Origin of the sequence: Geminocystis herdmanii PCC 6308 (assembly GCF_000332235.1) — a bacterium.
GTDB classification, from domain to species: Bacteria; Cyanobacteriota; Cyanobacteriia; order Cyanobacteriales; family Cyanobacteriaceae; genus Geminocystis; species Geminocystis herdmanii.
The window spans coordinates 2,022,594-2,046,925 of record NZ_CM001775.1; the positions used below are offsets into that span (position 1 = coordinate 2,022,594).

17 protein-coding genes are annotated in these 24,332 nt (G+C 33.3%); 10 read left to right on the plus strand and 7 right to left on the minus strand.

The features are described from left to right. Positions 1 to 195 precede the first annotated feature (195 nt). Positions 196 to 2,448: a photosystem I core protein PsaA gene (gene psaA / locus SYN6308_RS10110; protein ID WP_017294322.1), complete on the minus strand. Its 2,253-nt coding sequence runs from the start codon at positions 2,446 to 2,448 to the stop codon at positions 196 to 198. A 556-nt stretch (positions 2,449 to 3,004) separates the two neighbouring features. Here psaA and SYN6308_RS10115 point away from each other — a divergent pair. Beyond that, the gene (locus SYN6308_RS10115) at positions 3,005 to 5,506 is read left to right on the plus strand and encodes a CHAT domain-containing protein (RefSeq protein WP_017294323.1); all 2,502 of its coding nucleotides are present in this window, start codon (positions 3,005 to 3,007) and stop codon (positions 5,504 to 5,506) included. Between the two features lie 5 nt (positions 5,507 to 5,511). Here SYN6308_RS10115 and crcB (SYN6308_RS10120) read toward each other — a convergent pair whose 3' ends face one another. Next, complete coding sequence (gene crcB / locus SYN6308_RS10120; RefSeq protein ID WP_017294324.1) at positions 5,512 to 5,976, minus strand: fluoride efflux transporter CrcB; 465 nt, start codon at positions 5,974 to 5,976, stop codon at positions 5,512 to 5,514. Between the two features lie 63 nt (positions 5,977 to 6,039). Further along, a complete protein-coding gene (gene crcB / locus SYN6308_RS10125; RefSeq protein WP_017294325.1) occupies positions 6,040 to 6,435 on the minus strand; it encodes a fluoride efflux transporter CrcB in 396 nt (131 codons plus the stop codon). Between the two features lie 139 nt (positions 6,436 to 6,574). On the opposite strand from crcB (SYN6308_RS10125), the gene shc reads away from it, so the two are divergent. Both shc and SYN6308_RS10135 read left to right on the plus strand, forming a co-directional pair. Next, a complete protein-coding gene (gene shc / locus SYN6308_RS10130; RefSeq protein WP_017294326.1) occupies positions 6,575 to 8,494 on the plus strand; it encodes a squalene--hopene cyclase in 1,920 nt (639 codons plus the stop codon). A gap of 324 nt (positions 8,495 to 8,818) precedes the next feature. Next, positions 8,819 to 10,861 (plus strand): ATP-binding protein, encoded by a 2,043-nt coding sequence (locus SYN6308_RS10135; protein ID WP_017294327.1) that lies wholly within the window; start codon positions 8,819 to 8,821, stop codon positions 10,859 to 10,861. Positions 10,862 to 10,916: 55 nt separating this feature from the next. Here the strand turns inward: SYN6308_RS10135 and SYN6308_RS10140 are convergent, their stop codons facing one another. From SYN6308_RS10140 to SYN6308_RS10150, 3 genes are all read right to left on the minus strand, one after another. Further along, positions 10,917 to 11,312, minus strand: coding sequence for an MAPEG family protein (locus SYN6308_RS10140; RefSeq protein ID WP_017294328.1), 396 nt, complete (start codon positions 11,310 to 11,312; stop codon positions 10,917 to 10,919). Positions 11,313 to 11,428: 116 nt separating this feature from the next. Then, positions 11,429 to 11,791, minus strand: a complete 363-nt coding sequence (locus SYN6308_RS10145; RefSeq protein WP_017294329.1) for a c-type cytochrome — start codon at positions 11,789 to 11,791, stop codon at positions 11,429 to 11,431. 8 nt (positions 11,792 to 11,799) lie between these two features. Next, the gene (locus SYN6308_RS10150; protein WP_017294330.1) at positions 11,800 to 12,261 is read right to left on the minus strand and encodes a response regulator; all 462 of its coding nucleotides are present in this window, start codon (positions 12,259 to 12,261) and stop codon (positions 11,800 to 11,802) included. Positions 12,262 to 12,739: 478 nt separating this feature from the next. Here SYN6308_RS10150 and SYN6308_RS10155 point away from each other — a divergent pair, with 478 nt between their 5' ends. Then, the gene (locus SYN6308_RS10155; protein ID WP_017294331.1) at positions 12,740 to 13,150 is read left to right on the plus strand and encodes a hypothetical protein; all 411 of its coding nucleotides are present in this window, start codon (positions 12,740 to 12,742) and stop codon (positions 13,148 to 13,150) included. Positions 13,151 to 13,340: 190 nt separating this feature from the next. Next, positions 13,341 to 17,714, plus strand: a complete 4,374-nt coding sequence (locus SYN6308_RS23890; protein WP_017294332.1) for a choice-of-anchor I family protein — start codon at positions 13,341 to 13,343, stop codon at positions 17,712 to 17,714. A gap of 141 nt (positions 17,715 to 17,855) precedes the next feature. On the opposite strand, the gene SYN6308_RS10165 is transcribed toward SYN6308_RS23890, so the two are convergent. Then, positions 17,856 to 18,209, minus strand: a complete 354-nt coding sequence (locus tag SYN6308_RS10165) for a Spx/MgsR family RNA polymerase-binding regulatory protein (protein ID WP_017294333.1) — start codon at positions 18,207 to 18,209, stop codon at positions 17,856 to 17,858. A gap of 91 nt (positions 18,210 to 18,300) precedes the next feature. Between SYN6308_RS10165 and SYN6308_RS10170 the strand changes: the two genes are divergently transcribed. The 5 genes from SYN6308_RS10170 (at position 18,301) to SYN6308_RS23365 (ending at position 24,311) form a co-directional block, all read left to right on the plus strand. After that, positions 18,301 to 19,563: a serpin family protein gene (locus SYN6308_RS10170; RefSeq protein ID WP_017294334.1), complete on the plus strand. Its 1,263-nt coding sequence runs from the start codon at positions 18,301 to 18,303 to the stop codon at positions 19,561 to 19,563. A 282-nt stretch (positions 19,564 to 19,845) separates the two neighbouring features. Then, complete coding sequence (locus SYN6308_RS10175; protein WP_017294335.1) at positions 19,846 to 21,111, plus strand: hypothetical protein; 1,266 nt, start codon at positions 19,846 to 19,848, stop codon at positions 21,109 to 21,111. 198 nt (positions 21,112 to 21,309) lie between these two features. Then, positions 21,310 to 22,089: a pentapeptide repeat-containing protein gene (locus SYN6308_RS10180; protein ID WP_017294336.1), complete on the plus strand. Its 780-nt coding sequence runs from the start codon at positions 21,310 to 21,312 to the stop codon at positions 22,087 to 22,089. 62 nt (positions 22,090 to 22,151) lie between these two features. Next, a complete protein-coding gene (locus tag SYN6308_RS10185; protein WP_017294337.1) occupies positions 22,152 to 22,406 on the plus strand; it encodes a DUF3146 family protein in 255 nt (84 codons plus the stop codon). Positions 22,407 to 22,733: 327 nt separating this feature from the next. Beyond that, positions 22,734 to 24,311, plus strand: a complete 1,578-nt coding sequence (locus SYN6308_RS23365; protein ID WP_017294338.1) for a CheR family methyltransferase — start codon at positions 22,734 to 22,736, stop codon at positions 24,309 to 24,311. Positions 24,312 to 24,332: the final 21 nt, after the last annotated feature.

Genomic DNA, 24,332 nt, shown 5'->3' on the forward strand with positions numbered 1-24,332 from the left:
GTTTTTTTGCTCTTGCCCAAAAAGATTAATGTTTACTCCTTGGGCAAGTGATTTAAACTTGTTTTTTAAGAAGTTAATAGTCAAGTATTTAAACTTTTCTATCAACCCTTCGTTTTTTTTGAAAACGGCTTTATTGGTTATTTTATAACTTATTTTGCCGAATTAGCTCCCACTTGTTAGTGAAAGTTTACATTTCTAGCCTACCGACAACATTCGACAGAGGAAGAATGCCCATGTAGTCACGATACCGCCTAAGAGATAGTGAGCTACACCCACTGCACGACCTTGAACGATGCTCAAAGCGCGAGGTTGGATAGCGGGGGCTAATTTGAGTTTATTATGTGCCCAAACAATGGACTCAATTAACTCTTGCCAGTAACCACGTCCACTGAAAAGGAACATTAAGCTAAAAGCGAAGATAAAGTGACCTGCTAAGAACATGATGCCATAGGCAGATAAAGCTGAACCGTAAGAGTTAATTACGTTAGCGGCTTGCGCCCATAAGAAGTCTCTTAACCAGCCGTTGATAGTAATGGCGCTTTGGGCGAAATTACCACCGGTGATGTGAGAAACACTACCATCAGGTAATACAGTTCCCCAAATATCGGATTGCATTTTCCAACTGAAGTGGAAGATTACCACAGAGATGGAGTTATACATCCAGAATAAGCCTAAGAAGACATGATCCCAACCAGATACTTGACAAGTACCACCACGACCGGGTCCATCACAAGGGAAGCGGAAGCCTAACTCAGCTTTGTCGGGGACAAGTCTGGAGCTACGGGCATAAAGCACACCTTTAAGAAGAATTAAAACGGTAACGTGAATGGTGAAAGCATGGATATGGTGAACCATGAAATCGGCAGTACCTAAAGTCATAGGCATCATCGCTACTTTGCCACCTACAGCAACAATGTCTCCGCCGAATACAGGGCTAACACCAGCACCAGCAAAAGGAGCGGTAGCACCTGCAGCTGCTGTGTGAAGACCTTGAATCCATTGAGCGAACACAGGCTGTAATTGGATTGCAGAGTCAGAGAACATATCTTGAGGACGACCTAAAGCTCTCATGGTGTCATTATGAATGTACAACCCGAAGCTGTGGAAGCCTAACCAGATACATACCCAGTTGAGGTGAGAAATAATTGCGTCACGGTGACGGAGTACTCTGTCTAAGAGGTTATTAACGTTCTTAGCAGGATCATAGTCACGAACCATGAAGATAGAAGCGTGAGCGCCAGCACCTACGATAAAGAATGCACCGATCCACATATGGTGAGTGAACAATGATAACTGAGTACCATAGTCGGTTGCCAAGTAGGGATAAGGAGGCATTGCGTACATATGTTGAGCAACAATGATGGTCAAAGAACCTAATAAAGCAAGGTTGATTGATAATTGTGCGTGCCATGATGTGGTTAAGATTTCATAGAGTCCTTTATGACCTTCTCCAGTGAAGGGGCCTTTGTGACCTTCTAAGATTTCTTTCATGCTGTGACCGATTCCCCAGTTGGTGCGGTACATATGACCAGCGATGATGAATAATACGGCGATCGCCAAGTGATGGTGAGCGGTATCAGACAACCATAATCCACCAGTAACGGGATTTAAACCACCTTTGAAGGTTAAGAAATCAGAGTATGCACCCCAATTTAAGGTAAAGAATGGTGTTAAACCTTGAGCAAAGCTGGGATATAACTCAGCCATTTTGCTAGGATCGAGAATAAACTCATGGGGTAAAGGAATATCCGCAGGAGCGACACCAGCATCTAATAACTTATTAATAGGTAAAGATACATGGATTTGGTGTCCTGCCCATCCTAAAGAGCCTAAACCGAGTAAACCTGCTAAATGGTGGTTCATCATGGATTCCACATTTTGGAACCATTCCAATTTGGGAGCGGCTTTATGATAGTGAAACCAACCAGCAAAGAGCATTAATCCAGCCATTACTAAACCACCGATGGCAGTACAGTAAAGTTGATACTCGTTGGTGATTCCAGAGGCTCTCCATAATTGGAAGAAACCGGATGTGATTTGAATACCGTGGAAACCACCGCCTACGTCGGCGTTAAGGATGTCTTGACCAACGATGGGCCAAACAACTTGGGCGCTTGGTTTAATGTTTAAGGGGTCTGCTAACCATGCGGAGTAGTTGGAAAACTTAGCTCCGTGGAAATACATTCCACTCAACCAAACAAATACTACTGCTAAATGACCGAAGTGAGCGCTGAAGATTTTACGAGAAATATCTTCTAAATCACTGGTTTGACTATCGAAATCGTGGGCATCGGCGTGAAGATTCCAAATCCAAGTGGTGGTTTTGGGTCCTCTAGCTAAAGTTCGATCGAAGTGTCCGGGCTTACCCCATTTTTCAAAAGAGGTAGGAACTGGATTCTTATCTACAATAACTTTAGCTTTCGCCTCTTTCTGAGGGCTTACTGTCATGAGGTACTCCTCTCTCGACAAAATACTTTAACTACTACATTAACCAAGATGATAATGGTATTTTGACTCACTTGTGGGAATTGCTTAACAATATTTAAAATTTGCTTAACATTCCCTCATAGAAAACTCTTGAAATTAGTGTTTTCTCATTTAAATGAACATTTTGTTACGTTCCTTCATAAAAAGATTTACCATGAGGTTAGTAGTAAGAAGTAAGTATTTAATTATTCACTATCTATCTATTTTTATGGTTCACTCAGGTAGTCAAAATTAATTACTGAATACTTCAGTTCGATGCAAGAATGTCTGATAGACATCCTTTCCGCAACAGCACCGAAAATTTTATCTCGAAATCAGGTATTGAATAGACTTCTTGCAAAATAAAAAGTAAAATTTACTTTAGAGGATGGAAAACATAAATTTCTTAATTTATTACTTATTACTCGACTTCTACAAGAAATCTAATGACTTGGTTTCTAGTCAGATTAAAAGTCAAAAAGTATATTTTTCCTTTTTTGTCAATGGGTAACTCCTAATTCATTATTTCTTATTAACAGTGGGTAAGCTAATTCTTTTCAAAATAGAATCAGGTAATTTTATTAACGGTTTTGATGTCAGTTTACAAATCTGTGAAGACAATCCCGACGGTATTACTCACCCTTTTACGACTATCACGGGCAAACTTCCTCCTTGTCAACCGATTACTCAACATTATCAACAATGGCAGGAAAGTTATCGCAGTTTACATCAACAAGTGAGATTAGGTTCACCTAAACAACAGGTTATTCATATCACGAATAATTGTCAAGTTTCTGCTGTTCAACTTAAAGAAACTTTGAGAAATTGGTATCATTGCGAGATAGAATCTTTTAGTAGAATTAGAGAAAAATTATTCACAGAATTAGACACCCAAGAAGCCATTAGATTTTTGATACAAACTAATCTTCAAGAATTGCGTTTTTTGCCTTGGCATTTATTTTTTGATTCTTTTCTGAATCGTTATCATAAAGCGGAATTAGCGATGGCACCCGTAGAATATAATACTTTAAATGTTAATATTAAAGAGAGTTCACAGATTAAAATTTTAGCAGTTTTTGGCAACGGTGAAGGTATTGATTTAACACCAGATCAAGAGGTTTTAACTAATTTACAAAGTGCAGAAATTGTTACTCTAATTAATCCTAGTCGTCAAGAATTATTTTATCAACTTTATGAACAAAAATGGGATTTACTTTTTTTTGCTGGACATAGTGGCAAAAATGAAGAAACTTGGCAAGGTAAGTTATATCTAAATGAAGATGATATTATCACGATCGAGGAGTTAAATCACGCTTTAAAACAGGCAATTCAAAATGGTTTAAAGTTAGCAATTTTTAACTCTTGTGATGGGTTAGGATTGGCACAAGATTTGGTTGCTTTACATTTATCCCAAGTTATCGTCATGGGGGAAATGATACCCGATGCCGTTGCCCATGTTTTTATCAAAGAATTTTTAAACAGTTTTGCTGACAATCAACCTTTATATTTAGCCGTGAGACAGGCAAGGGAAAAACTGCAACCTTTGGAAAATCAATTTCCTTGTGCCACTTGGTTGCCCATTATCTGTCAAAATCCGGCTAGTTTACCCTTGACTTGGCAAAATTTACAGGGTTTCGACTTTAATCCTCCCCCTCCTGTTTCCTCCCCTAAGACTCCTCCTAACTTTACTAATTTAGTTTTCGACATCTCGATCGAACATAGGCAACTTACGATCGAGTACAATTCTTTGACAAACTGCGATGTTGATGCTTTAGTCAACTTTACGGATATAGACTTATCTATGGGGGAAGATACCTCTCAACTCTTGTTAGAAAAAGGCGGTAAAACCATTAGTCAGGAGTTAGAAAGAAGAAATATAAAACAGTTAGGGCAAGTTGTACAGTTAGGGGAAATTGTGACGACTACCACAGGAGAATTAAAAGGGAAGGCTATTTTTCACGGCATTATTTATGACTATCAGCAATCACAATTAACGGATTTAAACTTACTAAAAACTATTATTCATCGCTGTTTAACTTTAGCCGATAGTAGTGGATTTTCGTCTATTGCATTTCCTATATTTTTTCCGATTAATTCTTTAATTTCGATCGAACAAATTGCGATTATTTTTGGAGTAGAAATCAGTAACTATTTGCAAGGCACGACTAATTTACGGCAAATCAAGGTTATTTTACAAAATACCTCAAATTCATCAAAAAATATCTTAGATGAACGTTTAAATCGATTTTATGGTCAATTCAAGCAGTTTTTAGAGTTAAGTACAGACATCAAATATCGTCAAAATTTATTGAAAGAATTAATCGAGATATATCGTACAAAAAATATGGAATCTTCGGTGAAAATCTTAAATATTTATCAACAATATTTAGCTAAATTTAAACAAAATTGGATAGAAGATAATTTAAGAAATAATAATAGTTTAATCGATAAAGACTATCATCGATCGTTAGAGAAAATTAGTCAACAAATTAACGAAAATCAAGAGAGTAAAATAGATAATATTGTGACTTCTTGGCATCAAAATTACCATGAAAAAGCCTCTCAAATTTGGCAAGAATTAAGTCAGGTAGAAAATGAGGAAGAAGTGATGATATTATTAGATAAATTAGGATTAGATATAGATGGTTTTGCTTGGATAAATGATCAATATGAATTAGCCATTAGTAGCAATATGGCGAAGCAAAAAAAAGTTAATGAAATTCTCCAAAATCAAATCGAAGAATTAAAAAAAGGACAAGCATTATTACAGCAAAAACTTTTATCTTTACATCAACAAAAAATCTTGACTAAAAAAGTAGAAGGTAAGGAAAGAAGTTTGATATTTAGGGAGTATCCTAAAATAAATGTCAAGGTAAAACCCGAAGAATTACCCCCCGAATATCGTACCGAAAAAGTTACTTATACCGCAGATAAAAAAGCCTTAAAAGAGGCTAATAATAAAGGTATTGATATTAGTAAAATAGCAGAACTCGATCAAAATTTAAAACCTTTATTTCGCTTTAATTCTATCAATATTTAAAACCTTTATTTCGCTTTAATTCTATCAATTAATTGTTTTTTAGAAAACTTAATTGCTAAAAAATTACCTGATTCAAAAAATATTATACCTAAGATTATACTGCCTAACCAATAAACAGAAGTTTGTAATAATTTTCCTCTCTCTAAAAGAATTTCTGTTTCTAACTCATAGGTAGAAAAAGTTGTATATGATCCTAAAAATCCTACTATAAACATATAACGAAAGTCTGGGCTAATAATATCCATTTTAAAATGTAAATGAGCAATAAATCCCATTAAAAAAGCTCCTGAAAAGTTAATTATAATAGTACTGAAAGGAAAGCTATACTGTAACCATTGATTAATATTAGTAATTAAATAATAACGTATTAACGCCCCTAATATTGAGCCTAAACTTATGGCTATGGGTATTCTAATTAATGGATTTTTTAGTAAAATTAATAAGGTTAATCGTATATTTTTGTCATTCATTTTATTTGATTAAAATTATAATATCTTGAAATCATATATTTTTCGTGAATAATTAAAATTTTTTCATCCCTTAGTTAAGATAATTTTCGTTAAATTAATACCTATTTCTAAAACGAAAATTCCTGTAATAATACTGCCAATTCCATATAATAAGCTATATTTTTTTTGATTATTTTTCCACAACTTAGAGCTTTCTAGGATATAGGTTGAAAATGTTGTATAAGAGCCTAAAAATCCTGTTACAAATAATAACTGAAATGGAGAAGATACGATCGATTCTTGAGCAAGAAAAGCAAAAATACCGATGAAAAAACAACCAGAAATATTAATCACAAATGTACCTAACGGAAAATGTTTACTATAATCAGCAAAATACACCGTTAAATAATAACGACTTAACGCCCCGAATATCGCACCAAGAGAAATTAATAATGGTATTTTTAAGACTGAATCATTCATGGGATACGATATATTTAAGAAAAATGGTGAGAGTAGGCAATAAATTGAAATTAAGTCTTATGAATGCCTAAGTCCGATCGATCTCAAATGTTGATAAAATTTAGATAAATTATAAAATAATTCTTAAATTCTAGTTGCCATGACTGCAAATAATTCTACTATTAATAGGTTAACGATCGAAACAGCGACAAAAAAAGCTCAAGATTATCTTTTCTCTCTACAACAAAATGATGGTCATTGGTGCGCCTATTTAGAGTCTAATGTTACTATCACCGCCGAAGCTGTCTTACTTTACAAAATTTGGGGTATCGATAATCAAAAACCTCTACATAAAATTGAGCATTATCTTCGATCGAAACAATGCAGTCATGGCGGTTGGGAGTTATACTATGGCGATGGCGGAGATTTAAGTACTTCCGTGGAAGCCTACATGGCATTAAGATTATTAGGGGTTAGTATTGATGATGGCGCATTGGAAAGGGCAAAAAAATTTATTCTCAGTAAAGGCGGTATCAGCAAAAGTCGCATTTTTACTAAGTTTCACCTTGCCTTAATCGGTTGTTATGATTGGAAGGGAGTGCCTTCTATTCCTCCTTGGATTATGCTATTGCCGAATAATCCTCTTTTCACTATCTATGAAATGTCTAGTTGGGCAAGAAGTAGCACTGTACCCTTATTAATTGTATTCGATCGAAAGCCCGTTTTTGCCATCGAACCAAGAATTAAACTAGATGAGTTATACAGCGAAGGCATCGAAAACGCTACCTACGAAATGCCCCGTAATGGCGATTGGACTGATATATTTGGACAATTAGACAACTTATTTAAACTAGCAGAAGAATGGAATCTTGTACCCTTCAAAGATGAAAGTATCCGCGCAGCAGAAAAATGGATTATCGAAAGAGAAGAAGTAACAGGAGATTGGGCAGGAATCATCCCAGCCATGCTTAACTCCCTTTTAGCCTTCAAAGCCTTAAAATACCACGTTAACGATCCTATAGTAGCACGAGGTTTACAAGCCGTAGAAAACTTTGCCATAGAAACTCATAATGATTATTTAGTACAAGCCTGTGTGTCACCTGTTTGGGATACAACATGGAGTTTACGAGCCTTAGTCGAGTCGGGAGTCGCACCAAATCATCCTCAATTAGTCAAGGGAGGAGAGTGGTTATTAGACAAACAAATTTTGGATTATGGGGATTGGGTAGTCAAAAATCCTCACGGCAAACCCGGAGGTTGGGCGTTTGAATATGAAAACCGTTTTTATCCTGATATGGATGATTCCGCAGTGGTTATCATGACTTTACATCAATTAGAGTTACCCGACGAAAACTTGAAACGAGAAGCAATTTTCCGTTGTCTGCGGTGGATTGAATCCATGCAATGTCGTAATTACGGTTGGGCGGCATTTGATATTAATAATGACGCAAATTGGTTAAATTACCTCCCCTACGCTGACTTAAAAGCCATGATTGATCCTGCGACAGCGGATATTACTGCTAGAGTATTAGAAATGGTGGGAAGTTGTGACTTATCTATGAGTGCTAGTAAAATTCAAAATGCCCTCGGTTATCTCATTCGTCAACAAGAAGAAGATGGTAGTTGGTTTGGACGTTGGGGAGTAAACTATATATACGGCACATCGGGAGTTTTATCGGCTTTAGCGGTAATTGCCCCAAAAGTGGAAAAAAATGTTATTGAAAAAGGTATTAATTGGTTAGTCAGTTGTCAAAATGTCGATGGTGGTTGGGGTGAATCCTGCGAAAGTTATAAAAATTCCTACTTTAAGGGTAAGGGTAATTCTACGGCTTCTCAAACTGCTTGGGCTTTAATTGGTTTATTAGACGGGGGAAGTTCGATTCAAAGTTTACCAGAGGATAATATTAAAAAAGGAATAGAATATCTATTGACGAAACAAACTAATGAAGGCACATGGGAAGAAAAAGAATTTACAGGCACAGGATTTCCAGCACATTTTTATCTTAACTATCATTTATATCGTCATTACTTCCCTTTAATTGCCTTAGGTAAATATCAAAAATTCATCATAAATAATTAACAATTCTCAATTCTCCATTCTCCATTCTCAATTCTCCATTCTCAATTCTCAATTCTCCATTCTCAATTCTCCATTCTCCATTCTCAATTCTCAATTCTCAATTCTCAATTCTCAATTCTCAATTCTCAATTCTCAATTCTCCATTCTCCATTCTCCATTCTCCATTCTCCATTCTCCATTCTCCATTCTCAATTCTCCATTCTCAATTCTCCATTCTCCATTCTCAATTCTCCATTCTCAATTCTCCATTCTCCATTAATTATCTCCCTATCCTGACTACATATGAAACTAGATTTTTTCGTTTCCAAAATCTATCAAAGAATAATGTCTCTTTCTGTTGGGGTAGGGATGACGATAATGACTATAGGAGTTTTTCAAATTTTAATTAATCAAGAAAAACAACAAATTTCTAACTTAATAAAAAGTGATTTAGTTTCTTTAAGAAATAAAATTACTTCAGAATTAAATACTAGAGTTTTAGCCTTAGAAAGAATGAGTAAACGGTGGAATATTCAAAATGGCACACCCGAAGCTCAATGGAGATTAGATGCTAAAAGTTACGTTAACGATTATTATGGTTATCAAGCCATCGAATGGGTAGATAAAGATTATTATGTGCGTTGGATAGTGCCAAAAAAAGGCAATGACAAAGTCCAAGATTTGTATTTAGGCTTTGAAGAAAATAGAAAAAATGCTTTAGTAAAATCTCAAAGTTTAAGAGAAACTTATATTAGTAAAACAGTTGATTTAATTCAAAATAAAAAAGGTTTTATCGTTTATAGTCCTATTTTTTTAGAAGGAAAAAATAATGAATTTGATGGATTTATTTTAGGGGTTTTTAAAACTAATAATTTATTCTATTATTTATTACGTCAAGAAGCCATTAGAGGTTATCAAATTTTTATTTATCAAGATAACGAATTAATCCATAGTACCATTCATTCACCACCGAAAGAGAATCTTGAATGGCAAGAGTCGATCGATTTAGAATATAAGGGAATTAAATGGAAAATAGTGATAATTCCTAGTAGCTATTTTTTAGCATTATACCAAAGTAAATTACCTTATATTATTTTAATTATTGGCTGTATATTATCATGGTTATTAGCATGGATAGTTTATTTATTATTTGAGTTTCATCTGAGAAATAAATTATTAAAGAAAGCAAAACAACAAGCCGAAGTTGCTAATAATGCAAAAAGTCAATTTTTAGCGATGATGAGTCATGAAATTCGCACTCCTATGAATGGGGTTATTGGTATCACTAATTTATTAAAAGATACCCCGTTAAATGTTCAACAAAAAGATTTTGTCGAAATTATCAGTAATAGTAGTAAAAGTTTGCTGACAATTATTAATGATATTCTTGATTTTTCTAAAATAGAATCAGGAAAATTTGAATTAAAAAATCAGGCTTTTTTATTAGAAGAATGTCTCAAAGATACCATTGCTTTATTACAGTTTCAAGCTGATGAAAAAAATCTAGCTTTAAATTATTCTATAGATTCAAGACTATCGAAAGTTTTTATAGGAGATAGTATTAGACTTAGACAAATTTTAATTAATTTAATGGGAAATGCTCTAAAATTTACCCATGAAGGAGGAGTTAGTATTAATGTTACTCTTCAAAATATTTATGAAGAAAATGAGCCTCCAAAATATCATATTTTGTTTGCAGTAAAAGATACTGGTATCGGTATTTCTTCTGAAAATATTGAGAAATTATTTAAGCCTTTTTCTCAAGTAGATAGCGCCCATAATAGAAAATATGGTGGCACTGGTTTAGGTTTAATAATTAGTAAAAATTTAACGGAGTTAATGGGAGGTAGAATGTGGGTAGAAAGTAAAGAAAATATTGGTTCTACTTTCTATTTTACCATCTTAATTATACCAGAATCTAAACCGTTGCTCGATCGAGATGTCAAGAATATAAATAATAGCCAAAATTTATCTGAAGATTGTGACATTTCATCCTTAAAAATTTTGTTAGCTGAAGATAATCCTGTTAATCAAAAAGTCGCATTATTAATTTTGAAAAAACTTGGTTATCAAGGAGATATTGCTAATAATGGAAAAGAGGTTATTTCCATGGTAAAAAATCAACAATATGATGTCATTTTAATGGATATGCAAATGCCTGAAATGGATGGTTTAGAAACTACTCAGTGGATTCGCAATAATTTACCCGAAGACACCCAACCTCATATTATCGCTATGACTGCCAATGCCTTGACAAGCGATCGAGAAATGTGTTTATCTGCGGGAATGGATGATTATCTTAGTAAACCCTTTGCCTTAGATTTACTCAAACAAAAGTTAAAAGCAATAGATGAATTACACATCAAAAATTATCAAAGTCAAGAATAAATAAACTGTTAATAATTTCCTTATATTTTCGCCACAATTTTCAGGAATAAAATAGTTAAATTTGTTGGTAAATCCTCATTCCTAAAGAGATTAAACAACCTAACAATAAAGTCATAATACTCAACATACTAATAGCAAAACCGGGGAATCTTTTATTGGCTTCTTGATAATATCCCCAAGCATATAATACCCTTCCTAAAATCCAAATTCCGCCTAAAATAGCTCCCCATAATTCGCTAACATAAGAAGAAAAAATCCATAGTATTGGAAAGAATAATATTAGTTGCTCTAACATATTTTGTTGTACTCTTAATGCCCGTTCAAAATTTTCATCACCGCTCATAGCAGGAGCGATTACATTATATTTAAACCTTGCTTTTCCCACATTAAGAATAGTAACAAAATAGACTAATAATGCAGAAACTGTGATAATACTTGCACCTAATAACATTTTTTTACTCCTTTTTTATTTATTTTTATTTTCAATGAATATTATAATTTAAAATTTCAAAATACACTAAACAAAATGTATTCTGATTATGGACTTTACACTTAATAAAAACATTTTCAATTTTCAATTTTCAATTCCCAATTATTTTCTGCTTGAGAAAAAACATATTTTGCTACTATATTAATATCTTCTGGGGTAAGTCGATCGACAAAAGCTGACATATTATTTTTACCATAAGTAACAATTTCTTCGATCGAATCTACAGAATTATAACCATTTTTTTGTAAGGTTTTTAATCGCAAATTTTTACTCCTTCTAATAATATTACTACCATTTGGATGGCATCCTGCACAATTTATAGTAAAGATTTCTCTACCTTGATTAAGTTCGATCGACTGACTATAAACCACAGGAATATAAAGTAAGTTACAGAAACTAAAGATGATCAGACTACAGACAAATATAAATATTTTTTTCATATTAAATATTAATTATTAAGAGATTTTAAATGACAAATTTCTTCTTCTAATTGTTGAATATATTTAGCCTGATTTTTTATCAGAAGATGAGTTGCTATTCTATTTAATAATTCTGGTTTTTTAAAAGGTTTAGCAACATAATCAGAAGCTCCAATATTATAGGCTTCAACTAAATGATGTTCTTCTTGACTAGCGGTTAAAAAAATGATTGGAATATCTTTATATTGTTGATTAGATTTAATTTTTTCGCACACTTCTAAACCATTCATATCAGGCATCATTAAGTCTAGTAAAATTAGATCAGGTTTTAAAACATTTAATCTTTCTAAGGCATCTTTTCCACTTAAAGCAAAACTGGTTTGATAATTTTCTCCCTCTAAAATAAAGGTTAATAATTTTAAATTTTGCTTTAAATCATCGACTAATAAAATTATTGATTCTTCGGGGTTTACTAATGGAGATGAATACATAATGATATTTTACAATACAGGTGCTATAATTTTTTTTCTATTAAAAAATCTGATGAGTTGACAATTAATTAGCCTTATCTTTTTTCCCAACAGATTTAAGATTATCATAAATTTATTTATGATTTTACCCTGATTGCGATCGATCCTTTCCATCAAAAAAGCGAATTATCAAAATTTATTTAACTTCAAAATAAAGATACTTTTAGTAATTTTGTTCTATCAATTAAACTCTTAATATAAAACTTCGATCGAGTGTAAAATGTAGAATATACAATATCATAATTAAAATTGAGCATTTATCATGAAAATTTGATTTTAAATGAACTATTTACCAGATTTTTATTATGGCTATAGGGTAATACTGACAAATTAATAATTAATACTAAACACTAAGAAAACTATTTGTGCAAAAATCCTTTAGGATTGCTATAAATCCAGAATAAGCTATTATTGAAACAAAAAAACGGATAAATTAACTATGGGATACACAAATGTTTTTTCTAAATTAGATCAAGACTTGTCAAATCAAATCAAAACTTTACAAGCGAAACAACAAGAATTATTAGAAAGGAAAAAAAATCTATTAGCAAAAAAACAAAAGATTCAGGGCTTTCTTGCCGATGCTCAAGAAGTTAGAAAAATGCTAGATTCTGAATCAGAATTAATTGAATCTTTACAAATAGAATTATCTAAAATTTTTACTCCTAATAATCAACCTAAATTACCGATTAAAAAAGAAGGTAATCTTACCATGAATTTGGAAGAATCTAACTTACAAAACAAAGAAACTAAAACTTCTCCTCCCCCAAAAAAAGTTAGCCTCCCAGAGGAAGAATCCATCAAAATCTTTCAATTTGTCGATGCTCAAGGCAAAAATACTTCTTTCTAAAATCCTCTCTCCTGTATCCTTTCTCCTAGCTTTATTATTCCTTGATTGTCATCATGGTAGTCGTAATTGTTAATCACTCATTATCGATCGCTTAATGTTAATTTAACTTAAATCCTTTACCCTATAATTGAATTTCTTTTTTGAGAAATCAGAATTTAATATTATAAAAAAATCATTAAGTTAAGTTATCATGACAATCAGCCTCAATTTGATCGGTAGATTTGCCAGTGAAAATGGTTCAGAAATTCCTGCTTTCGACTCCCTCAGTCAACGGTTATTTATCGTAGCGGGAGATGTCATCGAAATTTTAGACTTCTCTAACACCAGTAACATCACCAAAATTGGAGATTTACCCCTTGACACCCAAGCAGTTGGTGAAGGTTTTGCTTTACTACCCAACAGCGTTGCAGTAGGGAAGCAAGGCACTGTCAGTGAAGGAATTATTGCCGTTGCCCTTGCTATTGTGGAAACCGCCACGGGGAATCAACAACGAGGAGAAGTGCAGTTTTTCGACAGTACAACAGGGGAATTTTTAGATAAGCAAACTGTCGGTTTTCTTCCTGATATGGTAGATTTTACCCCTGATGGTACTAAAGTTTTAAGTGCTAATGAAGGTGAGCCTAATGAAGATTATACCTTCGATCCCGAAGGTTCTATTAGTATTATTGATCTGAGTAATGGACTAGCTAACGCTACAGTACAAGAAGCTACTTTTACCGCTTTTAATGATCAAGTTGATGAATTAAGAGCTTCTGGAGTGCGTATTTTTGGACCTAATGCCACTGTAGCTCAAGATGTTGAACCTGAATATATCGCTTTTTCTGGGGATGGTAGTAAGGCATGGGTAACGTTACAAGAAAATAATGCCGTTGCTGTTGTGGATATTGCCACGGCTACCGTTGAAAGTATTGTACCTTTAGGCTTTAAAGATCATAGCTTAGAAGGTAATGGTATTGATCCGAGCGATCGAGATGATGTTATTAATATTCGTAACGTGCCAGTTTTTGGGATGTATATGCCAGATTCGATCGCATCCTACACTGTCAATGGTCAAACTTACTACGTCACAGCTAACGAAGGAGATGCCAGAGTTCGCCCTACCGGCGATGGTATTTTAGATGGTTTTGATGAAGGGGATATTTATAACGAAGAAATTAGACTTGGAAATGATGATTATATTCTTGATCCTGTTGCCTTTCCTAATGCTACAGAATTAAAAGAAAACATCAATTTAGGTCGTTTAACGGTTACAAATACTTTAGGTGATACCGATGGCGATGGTGACTTTGACGAAATTTATGCCTTTGGAGCTCGATCATTTAGTATTTGGGATAGTGAAGGTAATCTCGTTTTCGACAGCGGAGACGATTTAGAACGTATTACCGCTCAAGCCTTCCCTGATTACTTTAACGCTAGTAACTCTAATAATAACTTTGACGATCGCAGTGATAACAAAGGACCTGAACCAGAAGGGGTAACAGTTGGTAAAATTAATGGGCAAACCTATGCTTTTGTCGGTTTAGAGCGTATCGGTGGAGTAATGGTGTATAACTTGACTAATCCTGAGACTCCCGAATTTGTTCAGTATATCAACACCCGTGACTTTGAAGAAGACCCCGAAACCAACTTAACCGATTCTGGTGCTGAAGGTTTAATCTTCATTTCTGCCCAAGATAGCCCTAACGGTAAACCCTTGTTAGTCGTATCAAACGAAACCAGTAATACAACCACTGTTTTTGAGATCGAAGTACCCCAAACTAACTTTACTTTACAACTACTTCACGCTTCGGATCAAGAAGCAGGTATCCCTGCCTTAGAAGATGCCATCGGTTTTTCTGCGGTAATGAATGCCCTAGATGCCCGTTATGAGAATACTCTGAAACTCACTTCTGGTGACTTATTCATCGCAGGACCTTTCTTTAATGCTAGTCAAGATATTTATGGACAACAAGGCATTGCAGACATCTTAGTTCAAAACGCTTTAGGTTGGGATGCCGCCGCCGTAGGTAATCATGAATTTGACGCTGGAACTTCTGCTTTCTATAATGCGATCGCACCTGACTTTTTTATTGATGGAGTAGGTATTGATCCAGAAACAGGTTATCTTGGTGCATTATTCCCCTACTTATCTAGTAATTTGGATTATTCTACCGATAGCTCTAACTTGAAAAATTTAGTAGTAGAATCTGGTCAAGCACCTTTACCTAATAGTTTAACCGAAAGCGTGGTAATTGATGTTAATGGTGAACAAGTTGGGGTAATTGGTGCAGTTGTGCCTTATCTTCCTCAGATTGCTAATATCGGTGGTATCACCATGTTAACTGATCCTACCAGTCGAGACATTGAGGTTAACGCTCAAAATTTAGCAGATAATATTCAACCCTTTGTGGATGAGTTAGTAAGTCAAGGTATCAATAAAATTATCTTGATGACTCACTTACAACAGTTTGAGATGGAACAGGCTTTAGCTACTAAGCTCAGTAATGTTGATATTATCATGGGTGGTGGTTCTCACCGTGTCATGGCTAATGATGATGATATTTTGCGTGATGACGAAACTCAAACTCCTCCTGAGTTGTTGCAACCTTATCCTCAAGTCTTCCAAGATGCTGATGGTAATGATGTTTATTTAATCAATACTGGAGCTAATTATCGTTATTTAGGGCAGTTAATCATTGAATTTGATCCCGAAGGTCAAATTATCGAAATTGGCGATGAAAGCGGTACTTTTGCCACAGATATTGAGGGTGTCGATCGACTTTACGAAGAAGATATTACCACTTTTGACCAAGTAAAAGAAGTTGCTAATCCAGACGTAGTGGCAGTTGTGGATAATGTTGGTGACTTCATCAACAGCAAAGACGGCAATATTTTTGGGAATACAGAAGTATGGCTTAACGGTTTTCGTTCTGATGTGCGCACGGAAGAAACCAACCTCGGTAACTTAACCGCCGATGCAAACCTTTGGTATGCTCAACAATACGGTTTAGAAGTGGATATTTCCGTAAAAAATGGAGGCGGTATCCGAGATCAAATTGGGGTATCCTTTATTGATGGTGGCACAAACGAGTTAGTACAATTACCTCCCCAAGCTAATCCCGCCGTAGGTAAAGAAGAAGGAGACATTTCTCAATTAGACATTGAAAACTCCCTTCGTTTTGACAATAAACTCTCTGTTGCGGATATTTCTGCCCAAGGCATCAAAGACTTAGCAGAGCATTTTGTGGCACAATGGGCGCAAGGTGTCACCCCCGGACAATTCGGGCAGATTGGCGGTTTTAGCTTTAGTTTTGATCCTGATAATACTCCTATTGAGTTTACCCGTGATGAAGATGGTGATGCCACTGGGGTAGAAGTCGCAGGGGAAAGAATCCAAAACCTCGTCTTAAACCGTGAAGATGGTACAACAGAGGCGATCGTACTCGATGGGGAGTTAGTGGTTAATTCCGATCAAACCTATAAAATGGTGATTCTGGACTTCTTAGCAGGTGGAGGAGACAGTTATCCTGCTTTCTACTTTGAGAATGTAGTCAGACTTGATGAGTTAACTGCTGATAACTTACCAAATAATTCTAATTTGCCCATTGGTGGTGAACAAGATGCTTTAGCGGAGTATTTAGCTGAATTTCATCCTACTGCTGAAGAAGCCTTTAATCAACCTGACACTCCCATTTCTGAAGACACTCGCATTCAAAACCTCAACTTCCGTGAAGATTCTCTATTAGATAACCCTGTTACCATCAACATCGGTAATAACGGCGGTACATTCGACTTCGGTAGTCGTACTAATGGTTTAGTAATTGTTGGTGGGGACGGAGACGATAATATTACTACGGGTTCAGGGTTCGATCGAATTATCCTTGGCGGTGGTGACAATATCGTTAATGCTGGTGCAGGAGATGATGTCATCGTCAGTAGTGGATTAGATGGATTTGATAACCAGATTGATGGAGGAGAAGGCTTCGATACCGTAATCTATGATGGTGTTTTTGCAGACTTTCCCATTAGTGTCGAAAATGGTGTTGTCACCGTGGGCAGTAACACTGATACCCTAATCAATATTGAACAACTACAATTTAACGATCGTACGGTATTAGTAGAAGACTTAATTATTGATCCTACCGATCCTTTATTAAATGATCAAATTTATCGTTTCCGTACAGGAAATGGTACTTATCTTTATGTAGGTGACGAGGAAAAACAAAGAGTTTTGCAAGGTAACTTCGGATTTGTGGAAGAAGGAGAAGCCTTTAAAGTTTCTTTTGAAGCTCACGACGAGTTAATCCCTATCTATCGTTTCCGTAATAGTAACCTCGCTGGTGCTTATCTGTATGTAGGGGAAGCCGAACGCCAAAGCCTGTTAACAGGTAATAATTTTGGTTTTGTACAAGAAGGTTTAGCCTTCTATACCTATGGTGCAGATACCCAAAAAGGCGAAGATATTTATCGTTTTTCTACTGTACCCGGAGGGTATATTTTTGTAGGAGAAGCCGAACGTCAAAGCATCCAACAAAATTATTCCAGCTTTAATCAAGAGGGAATTGCTTTTGAAGTTCTAGCTTAAATCTAACTAATAATTTAAAAGTAGGGTGGGCATTGCCCACCTTTTTTCTTTAAGGATTGCTGAATCAATAATTTAATTTTTTCTCTCGCAAAGACGCAAAGGGGTTTCAGTCAAATCAATAATTTCTCTACAGGAAAAAAACTAAGCTAAGAGTTCTTTTTTGACGGTTTCATTAGCACGAAATCCCACTAAAACAGCTTGATTCTCTTTTACAAATAATGGTCTTTTTAAGAGCATAGCATCTTTAGCAAAGGCTTCAATCCATTGTTGATCTGTCCATGTCTTTTTTTCTTCCCCCAAGGCACGATAAGATAAACCTGAAGTATTGCGCATGGATTTTACTCCTAATGATTTTACCCAAAGTTCGATCGAATCTTGTGAGGGAGGATTTTCTTTGGTGTTAATAAATTCATAATTTATCTGATTATCTTTTAACCATTGAATGGCTTTTTTGCAAGTGCCACAGTTAGGAATACCATATACTAATAAAGTCATTTTTATTGCTGTCAGATATAATATATTTAGTATTAATTATAATCGATAATCTTATTTTTATTTTAAACTTTGTATTTTCTCATTAAAATCTATGAAAATTACTCCACAAAAAACTCTCATTATTTTCCTAATATGTATTTCTTTAATTAGCTTAACTTTAGGTTTAAAAACCATCGCTCAATCTACAAATCATCAAGCACAAAACAATATGAATACTAAAAAAATAATTAATTCACAATTATTAAATAGTAATCAAAAATTTGCTTTTAAGTTATTTAATCAATTAAATAATGAAGAAAATTTATTGATTTCTCCTACTAGCATCGCCATTGCTTTAACTCTATTATACAATGGTGCTGATGGTGTCACTAAACAGGAAATGGCACAAACTTTGGCAATTCAAGGCATTACTTTAGATGAGGTTAATCAAGGTTATCGAGATTTACAACAATTATTAACTAATAATAATGATATAGAACTTTCGATCGCAAATTCTCTCTGGATAAGAAAAGATTTCCCCATCAAACAAACTTTTATTGATAACAATAAAAAATATTTTAAAGCTGAAGTTTCTACCCTAGAATTTAAACATCCTGAGACAACAAAAACTATTAATAGTTGGGTAAATAATGCGACTAAAGGCAAAATTTCCGAAATTATTGATTCTGTAAAACCCGATGATGTTTTATTTTTAATTAATGCTATTTATTTTAACAGCAATTGGCAGAAACAATTTGATAGTAAATTAACCACAAAACAACCTTTTTATCTTGAAAAAAACAAAACCATAGATTATCCTTTAATGTCTCAACGAGGAAATTTTAGTTACTATGAAAACAAAGATTTTCAATTAATTAACTTACCCTATGGGAAATCTGGGGCTATGAGTATGTATATTTTATTACCCCAAAAAGATGTTAATTTAAGCACTATAACTACTAGATTAAATGAAAAAAATTGGCAACAATGGTTATCTAATTTAAGTAATAAAGAAGGGTTAATTGCCTTACCTAAATTTACTTTAGAATATAAAGCTGAATTAAATGATACTTTAAGCAATTTAGGCATGAAAACTGCTTTTAATAATGCAGATTTTAGTAACCTAACAGCAGAATCGATCGTTGTCAGTGAAGTTAAACATAAAACTTTTATTAATGTTGATGAAAAAGGTACAGAAGCCGCCGCCGTAACTTCTATCGGTATTCGAGCAACTTCTATGCCCATAGATTCGCCTTTTCAAATGATAGTTAATCGTCCTTTTTTATACGTTATTCAAGATAATAATACTGGTACAATATTATTTATGGGTACTATCAATCAATTAGAAATTTCTATGATTCCTAAATCTAATTAATCATTTTTTGTCATTGTGAGTTGACGAAGCAATTTCATTCAAAATGTAAAATGTAATAAGGACTTAGGTGTTAATTCATAACTCACTGTGTAATAAATTACACAGCTAATATTTTACATTCAATAAATTGAACTCTATCACAATTTCGATCGAAATCCTAGAGATTAACGTCTCTAGTTACGATAAGAAGCAATCTTCCGAATTGACTTAAAAATGTTGGGTTTTATTCTTCAATCCAACCTACAATGGATATGATTGTTAAAGTTAAAACTATCAAAAATTATGGATAATTTAAGCATTGAACAATGTTATCAAATATTGAAACTAAATGATCAAGCTACTTTAGAAGATATTGATCATAGTTATTATAAGCTCATCGGTGAAAAATTAAAATCAGGGAATAAAGAGGATATAAATACTCTAAAACAAGCCTATAGTCAATTAAGAGAATATTGCCAAAATCAAGAGAATAATAAACAAGAAAAAGAGGAAAAAAAATATCAAAACTTTCTTACTAACAGTCTAAATCAAGATTTAAAAAATATCGGCATTAGAGTTAAAGTTAAATCTTTTCCTAATCATTTAGAAGTTATTATTAAAAATGTTAAAATAAGTAAAAAAATATTGACAATTAAGTTAATTTATGATAGCTTTAATCATATTTTAAAAGATAGTGAACAGGATGTAGTTATCTCTAGTATCGATAGTAAAAATAACTTAATTTGGCAAGATAAAATTAAAATTTGTACGGGAATTTATGCCCATAATGCGGGAAAGTATAACACGGAAATTCTCTTAAAAGAAGCGGAAATTACGACTAATCTTTATGGTTTACCTATGGCTTTTTTGATTGCTTTTGCCATTAATTTTATCAATCCTTTGGCATGGTTTATTAGTATGTGGGTTCATGAATTTGGTCACGCTACAATCGCATGGTTTTCGGGTTATCGGGCTATGGTAACATTCGCTGGAACAATTATCTCGTTCGATCGATCTTTATTCGTCTATTTTGGTATTTTAATATTAATTGGTTTAACCTTTTATAGCGGATGGAAAGAGCAGAAAAAAATGACAATGATTGTTTGTTTAATTTTAGCTATAATGCAATTTATTTTAACGTGGAAAACTTCTTATTCCACCTATCAAATGTTGTTATATTTTGGCGGTATTGGCGGAGAATTTTATTTAAGTGCCTTATTAATTATCGCTTTTTATTGGCGTTTACCTGAAAAATTTTATTGGGAATTTTGGCGTTTTTTTGCCTTAATAATAGGGGCGACAACATTTTGGGGAAATTTTACAAAATGGCATCGTATTGGTAAAGGAAAAGCTGATATTCCTTGGGGTACATTTTGGGGAGGTAGAGGGGATTCTGGAGGAGACTTAAATGTTTTAAATAACGAAGTGGGCTGGAGTGCAGATCAAATTATTAATACTTATAACACCCTAGGATTTATTTGTTTTTCAATAATTATTGGTACTTATGTATATTATTTATGGAAAAGTAATCCTATTTTTAGACTACAAATTAGTCGCTTTTTTTCTTAATTTACAAAATCTAATTCGATCGAGCATAATCAAAATAAATTAATTAGGTTAGAATAAATTAGGATTTACCTATCCCTAACGAAAATCATACTTTGGGAGATTGCTTCAGATTGCTTCGTACCTCGCAACGGAAAGCTCCTCACAATGACATTTTACAGTGCATAAGTCCAGTAAATAAAATTATTTCTAATAAATGCTATGAATAAATCAATTATAATTGTTTCTGGTTTATTAGCCAGTTTGGTACTTCCTACCTCCGTGAGAAGTGAAAACATAGAACATTTGAACCAACTATTAAGCACAAAACAATGTGAAAATTGCGATTTAAGTAACGTTGGTTTAGTCATGGGTAACTTAATGGGGGCAAATTTACGAGGTGCAAACTTAGTCGGGGCAAATTTAAGTCGTGCCAATTTAACAGGGGCAGATTTAAGGGGAGCAAATTTAACGGGCGCTTCTTTTTACGGGGCAAATTTAACTGGGGCAAATCTTTCTCAGGCTGTTGTTAATAATACCGATTTTAGAACCGCTTATGTACAAGGAGTTATCCTAGAAAATACAGATATTTCCACCGCCCATATACAAGGAGTTGTTGGTATTCCAGAAACCGCAGGTAGTGCAGAACAATTTTATATCTGGGGAGTTGCCGAAGACAAAAAAGGCAATTATCAAGGTGCGATGACATATTATACTCGATCGATCGACCTGAATCCAGAGTTTGCCGAACCCTATTTAAGTCGTGCTGTAATCAAATCTCGTTACGGAGACACAAATAATGCCCTTGAAGACGCACAAAAAGCCGAAGAATTATTTAAACTACAGGAAAATTCTGACGGCTATATTTTATCCAATCGTTTTATCCAGTCAGTAAAAGCGCGTGCAGAAGCAGAAAAAAATGGAGGAAATCAAGGTAGCCCTCAATTCGTGCAAATGTTTAACTCCGTTGCACCTTTATTGTTAAAACTATTTATCCCTTAAAAATTTTTGCCTAAATTATGATAGTTTTTATAAAATGACTAAAAACCGAATGCTAATTGTTTATGTCATTACCAGAAACGATCGTACAAGTAACTATTATCAGTCAATGTTGGCAAAAAGGACAAATTGAAGGACAAGTAAAAGCAGGTACTTATGAATGGTATTTTCGCTGGTATTTTCTCATGGGCAAATTATCAGTTAATCCTACCCTTGGACGCAGTTTAATTCAAGAGCCTTTATCTCGTTTTTTAGAAAAATATGATTATCAATTAGAAGTAGGAGGAGACTATCAATTTTCTTTAAGAATGAAACTATAGTTAAGCAAATAGAGTTAATAAATTTAATTAAAATATAATTATTTATACAAAATATAAAAAATAAGGCTCTTCTACAGTAGTGATGATAAATTAGTAGGAAATAAAAGCTATAATTTTTATTAAATAAGGCTTACACTAAAATCAAAATCTAATTTTTATAAATTATTAATTTTGAAATTCTCTGTTGTCTTTTGCCTTTTGCCTACCTTCATCAATAATTTATCATACTCAAAGTAGAAGAACCAAAATAATATATAAGAAAAATACCTTAAATTCTCAATTAATTTTTATCATAAAAAAAACAGAATAAATATCTTAAAGCAAAATATGGATCATCTGAATGAAGACTTACAAAATAAATTTTTAAATTTAATTAATCAAAGAATAGGTATTAGTATTCGTCAAAAAGACTTAAATAATTTTGCAAAAAATATTTCTCAAAGAATGAATGCTAATAAAATATCTTTGGCATCAGATTATTATAAATTATTAACGGAAAATACTAGAAGATGTAATGAAGAATGGCAAAAATTAGCCATAGTATTAACTAACTTAGAGAGCTATTTTTTTAGAGATAAAGGACAAATTAAAATCTTAGAAAATTATGTTTTTCCTGAGTTAATTAAGAAAAATTATTCATCAAAAAATCTGAATATCATTAGTGCTGGTTGTTCTACGGGAGAAGAAGCCTATTCTTTAGCAATTTTAGCCTCAGAAATTATTGGCAATATTCACCAATGGAATATTAATATTTCGGGATTAGACCTTAATTTAGATGCTTTAGAAAAAGCAAAAAAAGGTATCTATGGTAATTGGTCATTACGCAGTATGTCTCAAGAAAAAAAAGAGCGTTATTTTAAACAAAATAATGAGCAATATGAGATTTTACCCGAATATAAAAAAATGGTAAGATTTCATTATTTTAACTTAGTAAATGATTCATGGGATCAACTAAATCCGTCTCCAGACAACATCGATTTGATTATTTGTCGTAATGTTTTCATTTATTTTGATACAGAATCTATCCATAAAGTAGTAAATAAATTTAAGAATATTCTCAATATTTCGGGATTTTTAATGACTGGTCATGCAGAAGTTGATAGTTCTAAAGTTTCCCATTTTCAGGCTCAAAGTTTCCCTGAATCTCTCGTTTATATCTATGATCCAAATCAAGTAAAAAAAGTATCTTTTTCTTTTACTCAATCTAAAAATTCTGTATCTGAAAATAAAGTTTTATCGAAAGAAATTAATAATATTTCACCTATTTTAATCCCTAAAATAAAGCCTTTACCTACTAATAATTTTACTCCTTCGATCGAACCTCTTTATACCAACAATACTTTTAACAATACATTACAAAATTTAACTTCAAATCCTCCTACTTCTACACCAATAACGAAAAAAATTGAGGAAAATTTATTATTTATTGAAACGTCTAAATTAATCAAACAAAAATCCTATAAGAGTGCGATCGAAAATACGAAAAAGTTAATTCAAGAATATCCAAAAAATATCTTACCCTATCAAATGATGGCGGAAATTTATGCCAATATGGGAGAGTATTTAGAAGCGGAAAAATACTGTAATTTAGCCTTAAAAATAGATTCCTTTGCGGTTTATCCCCACTATATTTTAAGTAACTTAGCCGATGCTCAAGGCAACTTAGAAGAAACAAAAAAACTCTTGAAAAAAATTATTTATTTAGACTCTAATTTCATTTCAGCATATATTGAATTAGCAAATATTTATCAGTTAGAAAATGACGTTTCTTTAAGTCAAAAAATGTGGAAAAATTTAAAAGAAGTCTTAAACAAATTACCAGACTCACAAATTATTCCAGACTTAGACAACTTAACCGTAGCACAATTAAAAGAACAACTGAAAACTACCCTAAATTCTATCTAAATTTGTAGTAAGGGTTTTAAC

Excerpts from the sequence above, each read along its gene's own strand:
- SYN6308_RS10155 (WP_017294331.1), top strand. The coding sequence starts at position 12,740 with ATGGGATACACAAATGTTTTTTCTAAATTAGATCAAGACTTGTCAAAT.
- SYN6308_RS10180 (WP_017294336.1), top strand. The coding sequence starts at position 21,310 with ATGAATAAATCAATTATAATTGTTTCTGGTTTATTAGCCAGTTTGGTA.
- crcB (WP_017294324.1), bottom strand. The coding sequence starts at position 5,976 with ATGAATGACAAAAATATACGATTAACCTTATTAATTTTACTAAAAAAT.
- SYN6308_RS10145 (WP_017294329.1), bottom strand. The coding sequence starts at position 11,791 with ATGAAAAAAATATTTATATTTGTCTGTAGTCTGATCATCTTTAGTTTC.
- SYN6308_RS23890 (WP_017294332.1), top strand. The coding sequence starts at position 13,341 with ATGACAATCAGCCTCAATTTGATCGGTAGATTTGCCAGTGAAAATGGT.
- SYN6308_RS10150 (WP_017294330.1), bottom strand. The coding sequence starts at position 12,261 with ATGTATTCATCTCCATTAGTAAACCCCGAAGAATCAATAATTTTATTA.
- SYN6308_RS10170 (WP_017294334.1), top strand. The coding sequence starts at position 18,301 with ATGAAAATTACTCCACAAAAAACTCTCATTATTTTCCTAATATGTATT.
- shc (WP_017294326.1), top strand. The coding sequence starts at position 6,575 with ATGACTGCAAATAATTCTACTATTAATAGGTTAACGATCGAAACAGCG.
- crcB (WP_017294325.1), bottom strand. The coding sequence starts at position 6,435 with ATGAATGATTCAGTCTTAAAAATACCATTATTAATTTCTCTTGGTGCG.
- psaA (WP_017294322.1), bottom strand. The coding sequence starts at position 2,448 with ATGACAGTAAGCCCTCAGAAAGAGGCGAAAGCTAAAGTTATTGTAGAT.
- SYN6308_RS10185 (WP_017294337.1), top strand. The coding sequence starts at position 22,152 with ATGTCATTACCAGAAACGATCGTACAAGTAACTATTATCAGTCAATGT.
- SYN6308_RS23365 (WP_017294338.1), top strand. The coding sequence starts at position 22,734 with ATGGATCATCTGAATGAAGACTTACAAAATAAATTTTTAAATTTAATT.
- SYN6308_RS10165 (WP_017294333.1), bottom strand. The coding sequence starts at position 18,209 with ATGACTTTATTAGTATATGGTATTCCTAACTGTGGCACTTGCAAAAAA.
- SYN6308_RS10135 (WP_017294327.1), top strand. The coding sequence starts at position 8,819 with ATGTCTCTTTCTGTTGGGGTAGGGATGACGATAATGACTATAGGAGTT.
- SYN6308_RS10140 (WP_017294328.1), bottom strand. The coding sequence starts at position 11,312 with ATGTTATTAGGTGCAAGTATTATCACAGTTTCTGCATTATTAGTCTAT.
- SYN6308_RS10175 (WP_017294335.1), top strand. The coding sequence starts at position 19,846 with ATGGATAATTTAAGCATTGAACAATGTTATCAAATATTGAAACTAAAT.